General features: G+C 52.8%; 19 protein-coding genes. 9 read left to right on the forward strand and 10 right to left on the reverse strand.

Going from position 1 to position 20,406, the window contains the following annotated elements:
* Window positions 1-41 precede the first annotated feature (41 nt).
* The 3 genes from soxZ to soxB all read left to right on the forward strand — a co-directional run bounded on the left by soxZ (window position 42) and on the right by soxB (window position 2,987).
* Window positions 42-347 carry a thiosulfate oxidation carrier complex protein SoxZ gene (soxZ, locus tag IMCC3135_RS13580; RefSeq protein ID WP_205738033.1) on the forward strand — a complete coding sequence of 102 codons (306 nt, stop codon included), beginning with the start codon at window positions 42-44 and terminating at the stop codon, window positions 345-347.
* 66 nt (window positions 348-413) lie between these two features.
* Window positions 414-1,274 carry a sulfur oxidation c-type cytochrome SoxA gene (gene soxA / locus IMCC3135_RS13585; protein ID WP_205738034.1) on the forward strand — a complete coding sequence of 287 codons (861 nt, stop codon included), beginning with the start codon at window positions 414-416 and terminating at the stop codon, window positions 1,272-1,274.
* Window positions 1,275-1,292: 18 nt separating this feature from the next.
* Window positions 1,293-2,987, forward strand: a complete 1,695-nt coding sequence (gene soxB / locus IMCC3135_RS13590; RefSeq protein ID WP_088918118.1) for a thiosulfohydrolase SoxB — start codon at window positions 1,293-1,295, stop codon at window positions 2,985-2,987.
* A gap of 242 nt (window positions 2,988-3,229) precedes the next feature.
* Here the strand turns inward: soxB and IMCC3135_RS13595 are convergent, their stop codons facing one another.
* The 10 genes from IMCC3135_RS13595 to IMCC3135_RS13640 all read right to left on the reverse strand — a co-directional run bounded on the left by IMCC3135_RS13595 (window position 3,230) and on the right by IMCC3135_RS13640 (window position 13,238).
* A complete protein-coding gene (locus IMCC3135_RS13595; protein ID WP_157735972.1) occupies window positions 3,230-5,107 on the reverse strand; it encodes a sulfate permease in 1,878 nt (625 codons plus the stop codon).
* Between the two features lie 171 nt (window positions 5,108-5,278).
* Window positions 5,279-5,947: a fumarate hydratase C-terminal domain-containing protein gene (locus IMCC3135_RS13600; RefSeq protein ID WP_205738035.1), complete on the reverse strand. Its 669-nt coding sequence runs from the start codon at window positions 5,945-5,947 to the stop codon at window positions 5,279-5,281.
* Complete coding sequence (locus IMCC3135_RS13605) at window positions 5,944-6,900, reverse strand: fumarate hydratase (protein WP_088918121.1); 957 nt, start codon at window positions 6,898-6,900, stop codon at window positions 5,944-5,946. Before IMCC3135_RS13605 ends, IMCC3135_RS13600 begins: the two co-directional genes overlap by 4 nt.
* Entirely contained in the window at window positions 6,900-8,663 is a 1,764-nt protein-coding gene (locus IMCC3135_RS13610) for an L-aspartate oxidase (RefSeq protein WP_088918122.1), read from the reverse strand. The genes IMCC3135_RS13605 and IMCC3135_RS13610 overlap by 1 nt, the downstream gene beginning before the upstream one ends.
* A gap of 2 nt (window positions 8,664-8,665) precedes the next feature.
* Window positions 8,666-9,007 (reverse strand): succinate dehydrogenase, cytochrome b556 subunit, encoded by a 342-nt coding sequence (locus tag IMCC3135_RS13615; RefSeq protein ID WP_088918123.1) that lies wholly within the window; start codon window positions 9,005-9,007, stop codon window positions 8,666-8,668.
* A complete protein-coding gene (locus IMCC3135_RS13620) occupies window positions 9,004-9,336 on the reverse strand; it encodes a succinate dehydrogenase (protein WP_088918124.1) in 333 nt (110 codons plus the stop codon). The genes IMCC3135_RS13615 and IMCC3135_RS13620 overlap by 4 nt, the downstream gene beginning before the upstream one ends.
* Before the next feature lie 2 nt (window positions 9,337-9,338).
* Window positions 9,339-10,043, reverse strand: a complete 705-nt coding sequence (locus IMCC3135_RS13625; RefSeq protein ID WP_236994784.1) for a succinate dehydrogenase/fumarate reductase iron-sulfur subunit — start codon at window positions 10,041-10,043, stop codon at window positions 9,339-9,341.
* An 89-nt stretch (window positions 10,044-10,132) separates the two neighbouring features.
* Window positions 10,133-11,668 (reverse strand): tripartite tricarboxylate transporter permease, encoded by a 1,536-nt coding sequence (locus IMCC3135_RS13630; RefSeq protein ID WP_088918126.1) that lies wholly within the window; start codon window positions 11,666-11,668, stop codon window positions 10,133-10,135.
* The gene (locus IMCC3135_RS13635) at window positions 11,665-12,159 is read right to left on the reverse strand and encodes a tripartite tricarboxylate transporter TctB family protein (RefSeq protein ID WP_088921836.1); all 495 of its coding nucleotides are present in this window, start codon (window positions 12,157-12,159) and stop codon (window positions 11,665-11,667) included. The genes IMCC3135_RS13630 and IMCC3135_RS13635 overlap by 4 nt, the downstream gene beginning before the upstream one ends.
* A 101-nt stretch (window positions 12,160-12,260) precedes the next feature.
* On the reverse strand, window positions 12,261-13,238 hold the full coding sequence (locus tag IMCC3135_RS13640; RefSeq protein WP_088918127.1) for a Bug family tripartite tricarboxylate transporter substrate binding protein: 978 nt from the start codon (window positions 13,236-13,238) through the stop codon (window positions 12,261-12,263).
* A gap of 183 nt (window positions 13,239-13,421) precedes the next feature.
* Between IMCC3135_RS13640 and IMCC3135_RS13645 the strand changes: the two genes are divergently transcribed.
* From IMCC3135_RS13645 to IMCC3135_RS13670, 6 genes are all read left to right on the forward strand, one after another.
* Window positions 13,422-14,327 (forward strand): LysR family transcriptional regulator, encoded by a 906-nt coding sequence (locus tag IMCC3135_RS13645; RefSeq protein ID WP_088918128.1) that lies wholly within the window; start codon window positions 13,422-13,424, stop codon window positions 14,325-14,327.
* 2 nt (window positions 14,328-14,329) lie between these two features.
* A complete protein-coding gene (locus IMCC3135_RS13650) occupies window positions 14,330-15,073 on the forward strand; it encodes a sulfite exporter TauE/SafE family protein (protein WP_088918129.1) in 744 nt (247 codons plus the stop codon).
* 123 nt (window positions 15,074-15,196) lie between these two features.
* Window positions 15,197-16,699: a CoA-acylating methylmalonate-semialdehyde dehydrogenase gene (locus IMCC3135_RS13655; RefSeq protein WP_088918130.1), complete on the forward strand. Its 1,503-nt coding sequence runs from the start codon at window positions 15,197-15,199 to the stop codon at window positions 16,697-16,699.
* Window positions 16,700-16,711: 12 nt separating this feature from the next.
* Window positions 16,712-17,038, forward strand: coding sequence for an NIPSNAP family protein (locus IMCC3135_RS13660; protein ID WP_088918131.1), 327 nt, complete (start codon window positions 16,712-16,714; stop codon window positions 17,036-17,038).
* Between the two features lie 106 nt (window positions 17,039-17,144).
* Entirely contained in the window at window positions 17,145-18,188 is a 1,044-nt protein-coding gene (locus IMCC3135_RS13665) for a YeiH family protein (RefSeq protein ID WP_088918132.1), read from the forward strand.
* Between the two features lie 232 nt (window positions 18,189-18,420).
* Window positions 18,421-20,025, forward strand: a complete 1,605-nt coding sequence (locus IMCC3135_RS13670) for a thiamine pyrophosphate-binding protein (RefSeq protein WP_088918133.1) — start codon at window positions 18,421-18,423, stop codon at window positions 20,023-20,025.
* The last annotated feature ends 381 nt before the right edge of the window (window positions 20,026-20,406 follow it).

Genomic DNA, 20,406 nt, shown 5'->3' on the forward strand with positions numbered 1-20,406 from the left:
GAAAAGAACCAGAGGCAGTTATGGCAATCGCAAAACCCCGCATGAAAATTCCCAAGAGTGCCGCAGCAGGCGACATCATCACGATCAAGACCTTGGTGAGTCATGCGATGGAATCTGGTCAGCGAAAGGATCTGGACGGTGAAGTCATACCGCGCATGATCATCAATAAATTCTCGTGCGAATTTAATGGCAATCCTGTTTTTTCCTGTGATATGCACTCTGCAGTTTCAGCCAACCCCTATTTTGAATTCTCTGCCAGGATTGAGGAGGCAGGCACATTCAAGATGACCTGGGTCGATGACAACGGAGTCGTTATCGAAGCTGAACAAGATATAGCGCTCAGGTAGTCATGCTGTGAGAGACCACTACAAGAAAGTCCCAGAAGGCAGAAGGTGCGAAATCGGAGTTTTGACTTGAAGAATTTGACGCTAGCAATCGCACTCGTTGCCGCCGGTGTAATGGCTTTTTTTTCCATGTTTGTTGCCGCAGCGCCAGTTGATGAAGAATTGATTATCGATGGTGAATTCAATATGATCACGCGCACCGCATCACCTGAAGGCCACCCATTGTCGGAGGTCACATCAGGCTGGCTCTACCGGACTGATGAGACGCGAGACCAGCAAGCTGATTCTTTTGAAAATCCGGGTATGTTGGCTGTGGAAGAGGGGGAGGTTTTTTGGAATACCGTTGATGGCAGCGCCGGTAAATCCTGTGCGTCTTGCCATGATGATGCAGCGACATCAATGAAAGGCGTGGGTGCCAAATACCCTGTCTGGGATGTAGCCTCATCAAAACCTATCAATATCGAACAGCGTATCAACCTGTGTCGGATCGACAATATGGGTGCCCAAGCCTGGGAGTTTGACGAACAAGGTCAGAAACCACTGGCTGCTTACATCAAGAATCAGTCTCTGGGGCTGCCTGTTTCCATGAAGTTGGATGAAGGGGATATGCAGAAATGGTGGGAAAAAGGCAAGGAGACGTATTACTCCCGTATGGGGCAGCTCGATTTTTCGTGTGCCAACTGTCATGAGCAATACAACGGCAGTTATATTCGTGCTGATCACCTGAGTCAGGGCAATGCGAATGGCTTTCCGACTTTCCGTCAGAAGCAGGGAACGCTTGTATCGTTGCATAGCCGGTTCCAAGGATGTATCAGGGATACGCGTGCTGAAATACCCGAGGCATTTTCCGATGACATGATGGCGCTGGAAGTCTATGTCACCTGGCGTGGAACTGGCCTGTCAGTAGAAACACCAGCGGTTCGACAGTAGCTTCTCTGGATACTCGCCATGCATTCTCGTAGAGATTTCCTTCAGTTTGCTGCAGTGATAGCGGCAATGAGCGGATTCTCAGGTGGGTTGACGCGGGTTGCAGCACGGCAAAGAGTAACTCAGGATGATCTGTTGTCATTCGATAGCAAGGGGCAGGTTACCTTGCTGCATATTACCGATATGCATGCGCAGCTGATGCCCATGTATTACCGGCCACCGTCCCAGAACATCGGTGTCGGTAGCTATTCCGGCATACCACCTCACGTTGTAGGGGAGGATTTTCTAAAGCATTTCGGGCTGGAGCGAGATAGCGCACTTGCCTATGCACACACCATGGTCGACTACGTCGATATGGCCAGAAGCTACGGCCGGCTGGGTGGGCTTGATAACACTGCAACTCTGGTTAATGCCATACGTGCAGAGCGCGGTGATGACAAGGTATTGCTTCTGGATGGCGGGGACACTTGGCAAGGCTCCTACACCACGTTGAAAACAGAGGCACAAGACATGGCCGAGTGTATGAGTCTGCTTAAACCTGATGCCATGGTGGGGCACTGGGAGTTCACCCTCGGTGAAAAACGTGTTCTTGAATTAATCGATAGTCTGGATTATCCCTTCCTTGCCGGCAATATTGTCGATAACGACTGGGAAGAACCCGTTTTCGAAAGTACCGCTTTCTACGACAAGGGAGGGGTGCGAGTAGCGGTTATCGGGCAGGCCATGCCATACACGCCCATTGCCAATCCTCGCTGGATGTTCCCGCAATGGTCCTTTGGATTGCGAACCGAGCTTCTGCAGGTAAACGTTGATAAGGCGCGCAGTGATGGAGCCCAGCTTGTGGTGCTGCTGTCGCACAACGGGTTTGATGTTGATCGAAAACTCTCAACGGTTGTCAGTGGTATCGATGTGATTCTCACCGGACATACCCACGATGCCATTCCAAAGGCCATCAAGATAGACAACACACTGATTCTGGCATCAGGCTCACATGGCAAGTTTCTGGGTCGAATTGATCTTAAGGTGAAGAATGGCAAGGTGGCGGACTATAGTTCCAAGCTCATTCCCGTGTTGTCCGACGTCATAAGACCTGACGTCAGCATGAGTCAGATGATTGCCAAGGTACGAGCACCCTATGAATCGGAATTGAAGCGGGTTATTGGTAAAACAGATTCACTGCTTTACCGTCGTGGCAATTTCAATGGAACCTGGGATGATCTTATCTGTCGGGGCATGATGGAAGAGCGCGATGCCGAGTTGTCGTTCAGCCCCGGATTCAGATGGGGAACGACGGTGCTACCTGGTGATGAGATTACGATAGAGGATCTCTACACACAAACTGCCATGAGCTACCCCTCTGTTTATCGTCTTGAATTTACAGGTGCACAGATTCATGAAGTACTGGAGGATGTGTGTGACAACCTGTTCAACAAGGACCCCTTTCTGCAGCAAGGTGGGGATATGGTGCGCGTAGGTGGCATGGGCTACACCTGTGAGCCTGAAGGTTCGATGGGTTCGCGTATCAGTAATATGACGCAGCTATCCACCGGAGAACCTATTGACCCTGCCAGGAAGTACGTTGTAGCGGGGTGGGGCTCTGTCAATGAAGAAGTCGAGGGGCCGGCCATCTATGATGTGATGGAGAACTACATCAGTAAGCAGGATGTCGTCACCATAGAGAAAAATGATGCTGTGAAGCTCATTGGCGGCTATTAGCTATTTGTGACCATTCGGGAGGGCTTGTTGAAAACTACCGTGCGCAGTAGTGCTGATTGCAGGGTAGTGCTGATTAAGCGATGATTGGTAAGTTGATTGAGATGCGTGAACGGTGGTCGTGAGATAGCCTGGGCTTGACTGAATCAGATCAGAACTTCGATTATCAGGGTGCCGCGATGTCATGCCATGAAGAGTCTGCCGGGTGATCTGCCCCGCCAGTTTGGATTACTGGAAAAACAGATTTATTTATCCTGCTTCTCCCCAATTACTCCGTTCTCTTCATCGGGCTTTGGAACCAGTATGATTTCCTGTTTTCTTGTCCGTGGTAATTCAACTGGCTCTTGCCATCGATGTTCGGCCAGAGCTGTGTCTGTCACATCTATATCATCTGGTTTCTTCCCTGCTGCCTGTTGATGTTTCAAAAAAGCTTTTATCGCAGGCTTGAGTGTCTGGAATAAGTGATTCTTGCCCCGTTCACGTCGATTTTCGACAAAGTCATCGTTGAAGAAATGTCCCAAGTGACGCCGCAAACGCGCGACATACACTGAAACTCCCATCTCTGCCAGTTCCCGGCGCAATTCATCGAACTTTCTAAGACCCGTTGCATCAACGATGTTGATGGCACTGGCATCCAGTACCAGCCATTCCACAGGTGTATTCTGTGCATTCACGATGGCTCGCACCCGCGATTTCATGAAGTCGGCGTTGTAGAAAACCAGGTTGGATTCAAAGCGGTAGAGCAGTAGTCCCGGGATAGTTCTGGCATCCGGGTAGTCGGCAATATTATGAAAACCCTTTTGTCCTTTGACTCTTCCCAGTACCGCATCGTTGGGGCGAGACTCTACCGAAAGCAACCAGATCAGCGACAAGGCGACAGCCAGCAATACACCGGGTAGAACGCCCAGTATCAGTACTCCCAAAGTGGTCACGAGAGACAACAGGAATTCACGATAGCTCATTCGATACAACTGCCGTAGATCCGCCAGGTCAATCAAACCAATCGCCGAGACCAGAATGACCGCTGCAAGAGCTGTGGTCGGCACGTAGGCCAGTGGTGCAGTCAGGTATATCAATACCAACATCATGACCCCACCTGCCACCAGGCCCACCATCTGGGTTTTGCCTCCCATGGCGTTGTTGACGGCTGTACGCGAGTCCGCACCGGTTACAGGAAAGCCTTGTGCCAGACCCGATGCAAGGTTGCAGGCACCAAAACCAATCAGCTCCTGATTGGCATTGACTTCATAGCCATTGCGGCGAGCAAAGCTCTTGGCCGTCAAGACACCGCTGGTAAAACTGACCAGTACAAGTCCTGCCGCAGCTCCGAAGATATCGTTGAAGACTGCGAAATTGAAGTGTAGTAGTACGATGGAGGGCAGACCGGCAGGTACATTTCCCAGCACCTCCACACCGTGTTCTTCCAAGCCCAGTCCCCTTACCAGCAGAATGCTGAGTCCTACCACAACGAAGGCGGCGGGCAGGCGTGGCAGAAAGCGCAGAATAAGGACCAGAACCACGAGTGTACCTACACCCAGTGCCGCGGTTGGCCAATGGCTTTGCTCTACGTGCTGAAAAAACTCCATGCTCCTTGGTAGAAAGTCCTTTTCACTGGCAGGATAACCGAGCAACTTGTGTAGCTGCCCTACCATGATGAGTAAGGCGATACCGTTCAGATAGCCTGTGAGTATGGGTTGCGAGAGAAAGTTTGCCATGAAGCCAAGCCTGATCACACCCGCAAGAAGAAAGAGCAGGCCGCTCATGATCGTTAATCCGAACAACAGTGTTGCATAGCGTTCCGGATCACCACCAGCCAGAGGCCCCAGTGTCGTGGCAATCAGAATGCAAGTGGCTGCATCTGGCCCTGTCATCAATTGGCGTGAGGAGCCGAACAGGGCGTAGGCGAAGAGCGGGAAAATTGCGGAATACATGCCAACCACGGGTGGTACGCCCGCCAGTTCCGCGTAGGCGATTCCGACGGGAAGCGCAATTGCAGCGACCGACAATCCGGCTGCCAGATCATGGAGCAGCCAAGATGGCCGATAGCCCGACAGGGCGAGAAGGCCAGGAGCGACTGCCTGGATCAGACGGCGGAGTCTGCGCTGTGTGTGGCCAGCAGCCATATACCAAGGCCTCCTGTCGTGTGATATCGGTTTCATCAACGATAGCACTGATGTTGGCAGCGATCGGTATTTTCAGGTGGAATGAAGGATCTTGAGTGGGCACGTTCACTATTGTCTTGCGTTATTCGCAGAGCAATAGTGGACGTGCTACTCAGGTTACGCTGTTCAGCTTCAGCCGATCAACTCATCACTCTTGTCGTCTGTTTCACCGTAGCGTTTGAGTGTCGCTGGCCGGGTGCCTTCATAGACGCGATCAAGGTTTTTTGCAATCTTGTCATTCTCCCGCTCGAACAGACAATCGCCATGCTTGTCGGATGCCACGATAAAGGGGCCCATCTTGTTGCATCGGATGACCCACATGGCCTGTGCTATTCCAAGTTCTTCCTCCCAGTGCACGGCCTCGACCCGTTCGATTCCACGCCCCAGCAAAGCGCCTGTGCCATAGCCGACCGTGCTTAGATAGATAGCGCCATTGGGGACGAAATAGCTCTTGTAGTCCTTGCTGGTCATGCCGCCCTTGCCGATGACCAGTTTGGCGCCGGATTTTTCGAACCATTCGGGTAGCCATTTGGCAAATCGAAAAGAGGCCGTGGCTGTCACTGCACCCATTTCGAATGAACCATCCGGATTGATCCGTGCCGCCGGTGAGCAGTGGAAATTGGTCGCACTCTGCGAGGGCAGGTCCATCGGAATGTTGGCCTTGTCTTCCAGAGCGCGCTTGTAGACGCCTTCACGAGCCGTATAAAGCAGTCCGTCAAGGTAGACAATATCTCCTAGCTGGAGATCATCCAGCGCTTCCTGGGTCGGTGTCGTGGAGAGTCGAACCTCTCGGATCTTCATGACGCTTGCTCCATTGCTTCTTCCCATTCAACCGTGTGGCGTCGCTGATACTCTGTAAACCAGTCCGGGTCGGTGCGATGTTCAACTCGACCATCAGGAAAAATCCGGGCGACCGCACGTCTGGATGACAGGCAGAACGCGTGTACTGACATCTGCATGCCGCCGGTATGACAGTAACCGACTTCGATATGGGTATCGATGACCATGTTCTTGCCCACAAAACCCATCGCGCCCATACCAATGGAATTACCGGCAGCTGTCAGCTCCAGTTCCAGCATGGAGATGCGAGGATCCTGGTTGCGATCACCGACCGTACGAAGACAGGCCGCGCGCTTGCCTAGCACCATACAGGTGTCCTTGCAGCCACCCAGGCCTATGCCGATAATCGCTGGTTGGCAGGAAAGACCGCGCTTACCGAAGGCGATAAGCGAGTCCAGATAAAAACGCTTGATGCCTTCGATGCCGTCCGAGGGAAAGAGCATGCGGTAATCGGTACCAAACAATCCACCTTTGTGAACAGTGATCAGATCGATCCATTCTCCACCGGGCTCGTAGCCGTATTCGATCTCGGGGGCACCGATGCCGACGTTGTTGTTATGGTCTGTCCGCCACAAGGGATGAACACGGTTGGGCCTCAATGGCACACCATTAGTGGCATTGGCTGTGGCACGGCGCAGAGCGGCTTCAAGAGCTACGGGGCCACCCTCGATTTGCGTCTGATTACCCATCTTCACGTACCAGCGCGGAGTGCCGGTATCACCACACATGGCGCGCCGATCCTCTTTGGCAGCGGTGTAGTTCTGCAGCATGGTCTGCAGCACAAAGCTGGAGAGGTCGCCGGTTTCATCGGCAGCGGCAGTTTCCAGTCCTTGCAGGTAATCCTCAGGAATCTCGATGGCAGCTTTATCCATCAGGAATTCTGCTGTTTCTTGTATTAAATCAATTGATATCATCAGTTGGCCCCTACTAGTGTTTCTGGTTCATGGGATGGCAGGATGGTGTTCCCAGGCTTTACGAGTGTGAATTGCACAGGCTCGCGCACCACTTCAATGTCATTGCCTTGCTTACGAGCGACCGTGAACCAGGAGTCGAGCATCGATCCTGAATCTGGATAGTCTTCTCGAAAGTGTGCGCCGCGTGAGTTGTCTCTGGCTAATGCCGCCTTGGCGATGACTTCCGAGACATCGCACAGGCTCGACATGTTCAACCAGTCATGCCAAGTCAGGTTAAATGCAAGGTTGCCACTCTCCACTCCGGTGCTCATCAGTTCTTGCTTGATGGCATGAACTCGTTCGATACCCCGGTTCAAGCCAAATTCGGTGCGCATGACACCAACGTCCTCCCACATCGCTTCCTGTAGTTCCTGGCGCAAGGCCTGAACGTTGCCTGGTTTTATATGCAGTGGTGCCATGGCACGCTCGATCTCGGCCGCCAATACAGCCTCGTCAGGATCTCTGAGGGTGTTCATCTTGCGCACATCAGAGGCCATGACATCACCTGCCACGCCGCCAAACACGGTCGAATTGGCAACACCGTTGCCACCCAGTCGATTCGAACCGTGGGCACCACCCGCATCTTCACCAGCCACATACAAGCCTTCCATGGCCGTCCGTGTATCCGGGTCGACAACCACTCCACCCATGAAATAGTGAGCCGTGGGTACCACTTGTACCAGGCCACCGGCCAGATCAAAGCCGCTGTCAGCGCAGCGCTTGACCATGCCGCTGAACTTCTTGCGTACGACATCAGGCCCCAGATGTGACATGGAGATAAAGACACCGCCACCTTCGGGCTGGTTGCTTTTGCGCATCTCCGCATAGATGCCACGGCTGACCACATCACGTGTCGCACGTTCGCCTCTTTCGTCGTAGTCGAACATGAATCGATGATTGGTATCGTTGAGCAGCTGACCACCGGCACCGCGCAATCCCTCTTCGAGTACCGTGCCGGTCATCTTGGTATGTTCGCCAGCCAGTAAACCAGTAGGGTGGAACTGGACCATTTCCATATCACGCAAGGGCAGGCCCAGTCGCAGTGCCATCGCCAGACCATCCATGGTCTTGTCACCGGATGGCGTATTGTATTTGTACATGGTCGGACCTCCACCGGTGCCCATCATGACGGTCTTGGCACGCACCAATCGTAGCTTGCCATTGCGCATATTGATGAACAGCACACCCGCCAGGGCTGCGCCATCCTTGCTGGGGATCAGGCCAATGGCTCGATGTTCCTGCAGCTTTTCGATGGGGCGACTCAAGACCTGCTCCATGAGCCGGTTGATTATTTCAATACCAGTCAGATCGCCTTTATGAACCGTCCTGTCTGCCGTCTGGCCCGCGAAAGCCTTGTGGTGCAATGAGCCATCTCTGTTTCTGTCGAAGAAGCAGCCGATCTCGTTCTCCAGTTCCCGAACTCTGACAACGGCCTGTTCGCACAGTTTCCAGGCCATATCCTGATTAGGCAGCCACTTGCCACCATTGATGGTGTCCATGAAGTGGCGTTCCACCGTATCTCCATGCCCAAGAGAGACGTTGTAGCCACCCTGGACCATGCGGGTACAACCGCACTTTCCCAGCAGTCCCTTGACTGCAATGGTGATGCGGGTACCTGCTGGGGCCTTTTGCGAGGCGTGGAGTGCGGCAAACATACCGGCACCTCCAGAGCCCAGAATAAGGATGTCTGTGTCGGTTCTTTCTATGTTTCCGATGATGCTCATGTTCAGATCGCTCTCAGAAAGAAGATGGTTGAAATGGCTAGTGCCGCTACGATGGAGCAGGCGGCCGCTGTTTTTTGATTGTTGGACCACTCGAGTGATTCAAAGGCCATCAAGCGCAAACCGCCAAACAGATGAATGGCCAACAGGAATACCAGACCGTACTCTGCAACCTTGACCAAGGGGTTCTCGCCCCAGCCAAGGTACTTGTCCATGCGATCTGGCTGATTCAGGGCCAGTGATAACAGATAGAAATGGGCAGGTAGAAAAAGTGCCAACCCCAGGCCGGAAAGTCGGTGCAGCAGATAGGCCAGCCAGAGAGGGTGTTTTCGATGGGGTTTGATCATGACAGGGTGACTCCGATCACGGCTTTTGCACCCATGTAGAGAGCAATCAGAAAAAAGGCCCACGACAGGATGGTCAGTTGGGTGCCGCGCACCTTGAGCGTTTCCGAGATGATGACTCTCAATCCAATGGCGGCATGTATCGATACGCTCGCCACAAACAGGCCGTAGAAGAAGAACCAGAAAATGCTGCCTTGTGTTCTTCCCAGAATTTCAGCGGCTGACAGGCCGCCCTGAATGGCGTAGATCATGAGAGCGATATGAACCAGTGTCAGTGGTGCCATTATCAGCGCAGTAAGGCGCTGCAGCATATACAGTCTGATATCGAGCATGGCTACTTCCCCCTCTTCAGTAGCGACATGATAGAGGCGCGCTTCAAACCAGCGATGGCCTCCATGGGTTTGAGTTCATTGGGGCAGTACAGCGAGCAGCTACCCTGGGTGTGGCAGTTGTGGCAACCACCGCTGCCTGATACGGACTTCAGGATCTTATCCTTGTCGTTATCCTTGGCATCGTTGTAGACAGTCCAGGCGCGTTGCAGTGCTGCTGGCCCCAGATAATCAGGGTTGTTGTTGACCGTATCGCAAGACGAGTAGCAGACGGCGCAGTTGATGCACTCGATACCGGCATTGGCTTGTTGGCGGTTCGGGGACTCAGGATCGATCATCTCGATCGGATCATCACGGGTGCTGGAGGGGTGGTGCAGTCCTTCGGCAGCAATCCACTTGTCGAAGAAAACATCCATATCGGTTGCCAGGTCCTTGATCACCGGCAGGTTTCGAAGTGGTGCTATCTCCAGCTTGTTGTCAACGACGACTTTGTTGATATGTGTGCGGCAGGTCCAGCGTGGCTTGCCATTGACCATCATGGCGCATGAGCCGCACATACCGACTCGACAGGCATAGCGATAGGTCAGCGAATAGTCCTGATTCTGTTGTATCCAGGCGACGACATCCAGTACGGTCTGGCTTTCCTGGGTCGGTACCGTGAAGGTTTCAAACCCGCCAGACTCATCGCCTCGCCATACACTTACTTTCATCTCACTGTTCATCGTCGTATGACAACTCCACTTGGTAAACACGTACATTGAAGAATTTGATCAGCCCACTCATTGGCTGGACCAGCCCGTTACTCTGCAGACTCATGCATTCCCGTCTCTACAGGGTCTGCAGATTTATCAGCCTTGCGAGTGGCGGTAATGCCTGCACGCACGATGGCTACGAGCGCTAGAAAAGTGACCAGCCAGAAAAACCAGGTAATGGGACTTCGAAACAGGATGGCCGGTGAATTGTTAGACATCAGCATGGCCTGTCTGAAATTGTCTTCCAGCAGTGGTCCCAGAATGAAGGCAATCAGAAAAGGGGCTGCCGGGACGCGAAAGCACAACATGAGGAATCCTACCCAGCCCATGGCGAACATGACGCCAACATCGAACAGATTGTTATTGACCGCGAACACCCCGAAAGTACACAGCACCATGACACAGGGAAACAGTACGCTGGGTGGAACATTAGCGACATGTTTGAAACCGCGGATAGCCAGTGAGCCGATGAAAAACAGAAACACTGAACTCACGATCAGTCCGATGAACAGGCCGTAGATGATGTCGGCATTCATGATGAACATCAGTGGGCCAGGTTGCAAACCATGGATCATGAACGCACCCAGAATAATGGCTGTGATGACGTCTCCGGGTATGCCCAGTGCCAGCAGGGGAATCAAGGTGGCCCCTGCGACTCCGTTGTTACCGGCTTCGGAGGCCGCTACGCCTTCGATCTCACCCTTGCCGAAGTTCTCCTTGTTGGGTGAAGTTCGTCGCGCCTCCGAGTAGGACAGGAAGGCCGAGGGCGCAGCACCGATACCCGGGATGGATCCCAGAAAAACGCCGATGAAACTGCCACGAACAATGGACTTGAAGCTACGTTTGTATTCTGCAAAAGTGACCTTCGAATCTCCGAGTGAGCGCGTTTTTCCATCCATTGACTTGGGCTTCCAGACCAGTGAGATAATCTCCGGTATGGCAAACAATCCAATCAATACGGCGATGAAGTTGAGTCCACCCATCATGTTGGCATTGTCGAAGGTAAAGCGACTGGTGCCGTAGATGAGGTCCAGGCCGACGGTCGCCAGCAGCAGACCCAGAATGGCTGACAGTGCCCCCCGGAGTAGGCTTTCACCCGACACACCGGCAATGATGGTCAGAGAGAACAGAATCAAAGTGAAGAATTCGGGAGGGCCGAATTTCAGGGCAAACGATGCCAACCAGCCTGCAAACAGGATCAGGGAAAGGTTTGAAATGGCATCAGCAGTACAGGATGCCCAGAGCGCCATACCCAGAGCCTTGCCAGCCTGGCCTTTCTCGGCCATGGGGTAACCGTCAAGTATGGTTGCAGAGGAGGCAGGTGATCCCGGCGTCTTGATCAGTATGGCGGGAATTGAGCCACCGAAAACGCCACCCTTGTAGACACCAAGCAGCAGAAGGATGCCAGTTGTGGGAGCCAGTGAAAAAGTAAAGGGGAGCGTCAGTGCAACGGCCATGGTCGCCGATAGTCCAGGGATGGCACCTGCGATAGTGCCTACGGCTACGCCGACAAACAGGGCAAAGAAACTCTCGAAGTTGGCTACTAGAGAAAGTCCTGCAGCAATATTATCCAGGAAGCTCATGGCAGTCTCAGAAAAATACCTTGCGGTATGGCTACACCGGCAACGTGAGCGAAGAAGGCGTAAAGAACCAGTGGAACGATGATGGCGCACAACACCACCGTCTTGGGATATCGCGATTGAATCAATAGTGCAAGAGCCACAATGGTCAGCATGGATGTCCAGACCAGTCCAAGGAGCGGCAGTACGTAGACAGTCGCTATCATTAGCACTGCAAGAGCGGCAAGTCGGCCGTATTCAGCAAAATGATCGGTATCAGAACTCTCGCTGATGGAGTCGGCAGACTTGTCAAACTTCCTGGCGCTGGCCAGCAGGCCAGCTCCTACCAAGGCCAGAAAAACGGCCACAACCATTGGCCAGAAAACAGGAGATAACACGATCTTCGGAACGTTTGCGGGGGACGTCACCCAGTTGGGTATTGCATAGAAAATCAGAAACGCCGAACAGATCATCGTCCCGATACCGAGCCGAAACTGGATAGTTCTAATACTCATGCTTCTTGCAGCCTCAGAGGAGAGAAGTCCCGACATGGCGACTGGGGGCGCAGCATGCCGGGTTGAAATTCACAGTTTATTGCTGAGCGAGCCCTTGGAATTCAGCCCTCGACACGCATGCCCAGTTTTTCAGCAAGCGCTTTGAAAGTCTCGTATTGAGCTCGAATGAAAGTGTTCGCATCTTCCGGTGACATCAGCTCGATGACAGATCCCAGCTTTTCCATTGATTCGCGAAACTTCTGATCATCCGTTGCCGTCTTCATCCAACCGCCCCATTGTTCAGCAATATCGTCTGGCAAGCCTGCCGGACCTGCAATACCAGTCCAGCCCACAAGAGCTGCGAGTGCAGGTTTGTCAAGGTCTTTGATGGTGGGGGCGTCGAAACCCGGTATCGGCTCTTCAGTGGTCACCATCAGTGGCCTGAGCAATCCATTGGTGACATAGCTTGCCAGGGCCGAACTGTTAGTGCAGACAAAGGTCACTGTGCCGTTCAGTACCGCCGTTGCAGCAGCGCCGCCGCCTTTTTGAGGAATGTGAGTGACTTGTTTCAACGGTTCCTCTATGCCAAATTCGTCTAGTACCATGACGGCGGCAATGTGTAACAAGGAACCGACGCCCGAGGAGCTGTAACTGGTGCCTCCCTCACGCGCCTTGGCGATCAGATCGTCCATACTGTTGATGTCTGACGAGGCAGCCACCGCGCAGGCGACGGGATTGATTTCATAAACGGTAACAAACCGGAAATCGTCCAGTGTGTAGGGCAGAGTGGCCTTCATGGCCGGGCTCACCGTGTGCGAGCCGACCCGTGCGAAAATCATTGTATAGCCGTCGGGTTTTGCATTCTTGGCAGCCACAGATCCGGTTGCGCCGCCGGCACCATCGACGTTGGCCATGACCAGAGGTTTTCCGACGGTAGCACCCAGGGGAGCAGCAATCATCCGAGCCGATATATCAGTTGCACCTCCGGCACTGAATGGAATGATCATGTTGATAGGACGTTCGGGATACTCGGCTTGCGCTGCAGTAGCGAGCATTCCCAGTGCGATAGCACCTAGCCATGCTTTTTTATTCTGCTTCATGATTCCTCTTCACTTTGTCGTGGGGGTGCAGTATTTGAATGTCTTTTTTTGATTGACATTTCAGATCTATATGAACAATATATTAAGTCAGGCTTTTTTACATCGATTTTTACTTACAGATAGTGTAAGGAAAGCTTACATTTAAAACTTCAGATTCATTCCGAATCTTTCTAGAGATCTTCTATGTCCATTCGGCTACTCAAGACGCTGATTGCCGTCGAAAAGTACGGTAAGTTCTCCGCAGCGGGTGAAGCCGTGTGCGTTAGCCACGCAGCGGTCAGCCAACAGATGCAGTCCCTGGAAGAAAAATGGCAAGTAAAGCTATTCGATAGAACCAGACGCACACCGGAGTTGACCCCTGTAGGCAGAGCCTTGGTGGCTAGGGCGCGCGAGGTGGTGTTCGACTATGACGGTCTCGTCGAATCCGTGATTGGCGATCACGGCATCAGGGGTGAATTGTTGCTGGGCGCAGTACCTACGACATTGACAGGTCTGGTGCCACTGGCCGCCTCAAGGCTGAAACAGGAGTACCCGCAATTACACGTTCGAGTTATTCCGGGCCTGACAAATGAGCTCATCAGAATGCTGGAACGAGGCAGTATCGATGCTGCCATCGTGTCCAGCCCCAATGTTATTCAGAAAACCTTTTCATGGAATCTACTGGCAGTAGAACCGTTGGAGCTGCTGGCATCCCAGGAGACTGACAGTGATGATCCGATGGAGCTGCTGCAGACAAATTCCTTCATTCGTTTTTCTCGCGATGCGGTGGTCGGCGAGCTCATCGAGGCGTGGCTTGAAAGTCAGGGCATAACGGTCACTGACAGCATGGAGCTGGAGAGCCTGGAAGCTATTTCCAGTATGGTACTCAGCAATCTGGGAGTATCAATCGTACCCAGACGCTGCGTGCTGAACATGAATCCCTTACCCCTGAAACGTCTGGCGCTGACGCACAACCCGCCCAGCCGTCAACTGGGACTGCTCTATCGCCGTGACAGTACCAAGTGCATTGTTCTTGATGAAGTGCTGCGCGTACTTTTGGGCGCTGTAAAAACGGGCCAATTCCTGCCACCTCACCTGCAAACTGATTAATCATGCCCATCGAATTCTATCTCTACCTGATTGCCGGTGCTCTGGCAGGCGGGTTCATCAACGGTCTGGCAGGCTTCGGCACAGCCTTGTTTGCTCTGGGTTTCTGGTTGCAGATTCTGGAACCGGGACAGGCGGTACCTATGGTGCTTGTATCAGCCATTGTCCCGGGACTGCAGGGGGCCTGGATCGTACGCACGGAAATTCTGAATCAGCCAAAGCGTCTGATGCGTTTCCTGTTGCCGGGTCTTGTCGGTGTGCCGCTGGGTGTGAGTATGCTGGCACTGATCAATCCTGATCAGTTGAAGGTAGGCATCGGCGTCATAATGGTGCTCTACGGTGGTTATTTCTCTTTCCGGAATACGTTGCCGAAGCTGGAAAAATCCATGCCGTTTGTCGATGCCTTCATCGGCCTGATTGGCGGTATTCTGGGCGGGCTTGCTTCTCTTTCAGGGGCCTTGCCTGTCATGTGGTGTTCACTGCAGGCTTGGTCCAAATCTGATACGCGCGCTGTCCTGCAGACCTTCAATCTTGCCATCCTGACAACCGCTGCTGTGGCGTTCTTGATCAAGGGAATGTATACGCAGGAGGTTCTGAAACTGATTGCGGTGACCTTGCCGGTGTCGTTGCTTTCCGCGCAGGCAGGACTGGCCTGCTTCAAGCACCTGAATACTGATCATTTCCAACGATTGATCATCTTCATGATGTTTATATCTGGCACAGCGTTACTGATTCGCGGAGTAATCTAATTCTATTTAGAGCTGCCCTGTAGAGTTCATTATCTGTTTTTGGATAATGGCTAATCGTTTTTGACTATATATCTGGATGATAAATGTCGATAGTCTGGCATTCTGAATTCGAGGAGACCTGATATGACCGACATAACGCATTACATCAATGGTTCCACAGTCACTGGCACGTCCAGCCGCACTCAACCGGTTTACGACCCGGCGACAGGTGATTCTGACAAGAACGTGCTGCTGGCATCGGCCAGCGATGTAGATACCGCTGTTGCAGCTGCCAAGGCCGCCTGGCCAAAGTGGTCCAAGACACCGGCACTGCGACGCGCCCGGGTACTGGATCGATTCAAGTCAATCCTCTGGGAGCGAGCTGATGAGCTGGCTGGCATTCTGGCCTCCGAGCACGGCAAGACACATGATGACGCCCTGGGTGAGGTGACTCGTGGCCTGGAAGTGGTGGAATTCGCCATCAGTGCTCCTAGTTTCCTGAAAGGAGAATTCTCCGAAAACGTCGGTACGGGTGTCGACAGTCACAATATCCGCCAGTCACTGGGTGTGTGCGCCGGTATCACACCATTCAACTTTCCTGTCATGGTCCCCATGTGGATGTTTCCGGTCTCACTGGCGTGTGGTAACACGTTCGTACTAAAGCCATCAGAGCGTGTGCCGTCCGCTTCTCTGAAGCTGGCCGAGTGGTTGACCGAAGCCGGTCTGCCGGAAGGTGTTTTCAATGTCGTACAAGGTGACAAGGAGGCTGTCGATGCGCTACTGAATCATCCGGATGTCAAGGCCATCAGTTTTGTTGGTTCGACGCCCATTGCAAAGTATATCTACGAGACCGGCACCAGCAATGGCAAGCGGGTACAAGCACTGGGTGGTGCCAAGAATCACGCGATCATCATGCCTGACGCCGATCTGGACATGACGGCCAATGCCCTGATGGGTGCAGCGTATGGTTCAGCCGGCGAACGATGCATGGCCATCTCGGTAGCCGTGCCCGTCAGCGATGTCGTTGCCGATGCACTGATCGAAAAGCTGGTGCCTATGATCAATGCCTTGAAAATCGGTCCAACATCTGAAAGTGATTCGGATATGGGACCGCTGGTTACCGCCCAGCACCGTGAAAAAGTCAGTGGATACATTGATGCCGGCGAAGCGGCAGGTGCGAAAGTGGTTGTCGATGGCCGTAACTATCGGCAGGACAAGCAAGGGTTCGAAAATGGATACTACATTGGTGGCACCTTGCTGGACAATGTCACACCTGATATGTCCGTGTGGAAAGATGAGATATTTGGCCCGGTACTCTCAGTGGTACGACGCAACTCCTACCAGGAAGCGCTTGACCTGGTGCACAGCCATGACTTCGCCAACGGTACCGCCATCTTCACCCGTGATGGTGATACGGCACGGGCATTCAGCCAGGATGTAGAAGTAGGCATGATCGGTATCAACGTGCCGATTCCGGTACCGATGGCCTTCCATAGTTTCGGCGGCTGGAAAGCATCGATCTTCGGTGACCACCATATGCATGGGATGGAAGGTGTACGTTTCTATACACGTATCAAGACAACCACGACTCGCTGGCCGGATGGTCAACGCAGTGATGCTGAGTTCGTCATGCCGACACTGGGTTAGGGGGTAATCCGAATGTTTATTGATGAGCGCATCTACACGCTGAAAAATGGCAATGTGAAACCTTTCCTGGCGCTATATGAAGCCGAGGGCAAGGATGTACAGATCCGTATCCTTGGCAACATGATCGGCTATTTCTACACCGATATCGGTCCCTTGAACCAGGTTGTACATATGTGGGGGTACGACTCCATGGATGATCGCTACCGCAGACGTGCTGAATTGCAGGATAGTCCCGAATGGCAGGCCTATGCCAAGCAGATGCGTCCGCTGGTGAGGCATATCGAAAACAAGATTCTGATTCCGGCAGATTTCAGTCCGATAGGTGGCACACACACATAACGACCTCTTGTGAGCAGTTCGCTCACGAGTTCACCCTACACGAGTACTTTGCTACGACGCCCGTGTGGGGTGAGCCACTTCCTTATTTCTTCAATAGTGATTCATCATGACGACGTACGATACAGCGCAGTCTTGGCTGAGCTCGCAAATTGCTGGCATATCCAAATCACTTGAAGGTGTTCCCAAGGGCTTCTTCGTATCGGCCGTTATTGCGGTGTGCGCGCAGTTTTTGTCCGATCACTACGGCGCGCCCGCCATGCTCATGGCGCTGCTGTTGGGTATTGCCTTTCATTTTCTGGCCGAAGAAGGGCCGTGCAAGGTGGGTATCGAGTTCACGGCCAAAACAGTGCTGCGCATCGGAGTGGCTCTGCTTGGTGTGCGTATCAGCGTGGAGCTGCTTATTGGACTAGGGCCAGCATTTATTACTCTGATAGTGGCAGGCGTCATCCTGACAATCCTGTTTGGGCTGCTTGGTGCGAAACTTCTGGGCCGAGGCTGGCGACTCGCATTGTTGACCGGTGGCTCAGTGGCAATTTGTGGTACATCGGCCGCCATGGCCATCGCTGCGGTGTTGCCACGCAATGAACACTCAGAGCGTAATCTGTTATTTACTGTATTGAGCGTGACTGTGCTCAGCACTCTGGCCATGATCGTCTACCCCATCATATCGACTGCGCTGGATTTTGATGACATGGCTGCCGGCATATTCATTGGAGGCACTATTCATGATGTTGCACAAGTGGTCGGTGCCGGTTTCTCAGTGTCTAATGAGGCTGGAGAGACGGCGACACTAGTCAAGCTTATTCGCGTCAGTATGCTGGCCCCCGTGGTTCTGGTGTTTGCCATCGTCATGAGAAGTCGTGCAGATGCCTCCGAGGTGTCTGGTAAACGGCCACCGTTGGTGCCGACATTCGTTATCGGGTTCCTGGTGTTGGCGACGCTGAATTCTCTACATCTGGTCCCTGTCCCTGTGGCTGTTTTTTTCAGTGAAGTATCGCGTTGGGCACTGTTGATCGCGATTGCAGCCGTTGGCATGAAGACCTCGCTGAGCACCATATCGACAGTCGGTGGTCAAGCCATCGTGCTGATCGTTGGTGAAACGTTGTTTATTGCCGCTTTCATTTTGATCGGCATCCACTATTTGCGCTGATGATCGTCCCTGTGAATGAACTGAGGTTACTCTCGGTCAAGGCCTTTCGCTGGGTACCTTGATATGGCAAGAGGCTCGTGAAAAAAAGCCATATTTGATGCTGATCGATGGGGGCGAATAATCCGGTTTCGGTAGTAAGGGATCAAAGCACGGCATTTATAAATATTTTGATATAAAATACCGATTTACTTTCCTGAGCACTTCAGATGTCAAAGAATATAGGAAGACTGAAATGAGAGGTGCTGACCTCCTGGTAAAATCTTTGGCAGCGGCAGGCGTTACCAGAATATTCTCATTATCTGGCAACCAAATCATGCCGATTTATGACGCATGTTTTGATGCGAATATCGAGATCATTCATACACGTCACGAAGCTGCGGCAGTCTTTATGGCCGAAGCTTATGCGCAACTTACTGGCAAGGTCGCTGTCGCAATGGTGACAGCCGGCGCAGGCGCAGCTAATACCTTGGGTCCGTTGTTCACCTGTTCCGAATCGCAAACGCCGGTTTTGCTTTTGACCGGCGATTCCCCGGTTAGCCAAGACGGGCGTGGTGCGTTTCAAGAGCTGGATCAGGTGCCCATGACATCACCGGTAACAAAGCTGTCGTTCCGGCCAACGCGGGCCCGGGATTTTGGAGTTGATGTTGCGCGCGCCATAAGAACGGCGCAGTCTGGTCGTCCCGGTCCAGTCCATATGGCCTTGCCCTTTGATTTGGTTGATGCTGATATTTCTGATGGGGTTGTCCCGCATTCAAGTGCATTCGCGCGTGAATGCATGCGGATTAGTGAAGGGGACCTGCGGCAGATTAGTCAAACGCTGGCAGCCGCTAAACGCCCCTTGGTGATTTGCGGGCCAGCGATGAATGAGACACGTAATGCAGGACGGTTAGAGGCACTAAGCAACGCTTTGGATGCCCCCGTCGTCGCGATGGAAAGCCCAAGAGGTTTGAGGGACCCCGCTCTGGGAGACTTTATGCAGGCCTTGGCACAGGCGGATGTAATCGTAAACCTCGGGAAACGCGTCGATTTCACATTGAATTTCGGTAGTTTCAATCCTTTATGCTCTTGGATTGTTGTTGAGCCTGATGCGGATGAACGCAGCCGCGCTCATCTCAATCTGAACAAACAGTTGGCCGCTTGTTTTGCCGCTGATCCGCGCGATATCATTGACGATCTAGTCTCTGCGGCATCGGCGACGGCCACACGTTCTGAATGGCGCGGGCAGGTTGCGGCATTTATCGAGGCGCGCGGCTACTCTGAAGACGACTCGGTCGACAGTGGGAAGATTACACCAGCCCAGCTTTGCGCAGCGGTTCAACGTCAAATCAGCAAAGCATCCAAATCCGTCATGATCTGTGACGGTGGTGAATTTGGTCAATGGGCACAGGCAGCAACCCAAGCTGATCGTCGTGTCATAAACGGTATTTCCGGCGCTATTGGTGGTGGTTTGTGTTACGGCCTTGGTGCAAAAAAAGCCGACCCTGATGCAACTGTGTTTGCTCTTATGGGGGATGGCACTGTGGGATTTCATTTCGCTGAATTTGAAACGGCAGCGCGTAACGATGCACCCTATGTTGTTGTTATCGGTAATGACGAACGCTGGAATGCCGAACACCAGATTCAAATGCGTGACTATGGTCCGGACCGGTTAATTGGCTGCGGCTTAAGTGATGCGCGATATGATAAGGCGGTCAAGGGCCTTGGCGGGCACGGTGAATATGTCACCGATCTTGCTGATCTTGATGCCGCACTTGATCGTGCCGTAAAAAGCGGTAAAGTTGCTTGCGTCAATGTGATCATGGAAGGTGTTCCGGCACCCAGCGGGTCTGCACATTAAGCGATAAAGGGGGCGTTCAATGATTGTTGAGTCTTCTCGGTATTACGTGGATCTACAGACAGCGCTGGCTGGTTTAAGCTCTTCAGGTGTTGCTTTTAGGGCGATAGAAAATACAAGTGCCAAGGCAGTTGACGATGCCAATTCTAACGCTCTAGCGCCTTTCCGACAATCTGACGGTAGCTATCGTATAGGAGCAAACTTTCGATGCTTGTATACGAGAGCTTGAAGCGGTCAGAAGAAAAGTAGATATAAAATTGCGTTGCAGCTGAAAATATACATTTCTCTGCCGGCGCTGCCCGCTCTGGTCATTAATAAACGTTGGTGCTATCTTTAACAATTGTTCCAGCTGAAACACAGCTTGGGGCAGGTTACGGCCGATTA

The sequence above is a fragment of the Granulosicoccus antarcticus IMCC3135 genome (genome assembly GCF_002215215.1).
GTDB classification, from domain to species: Bacteria; Pseudomonadota; Gammaproteobacteria; order Granulosicoccales; family Granulosicoccaceae; genus Granulosicoccus; species Granulosicoccus antarcticus.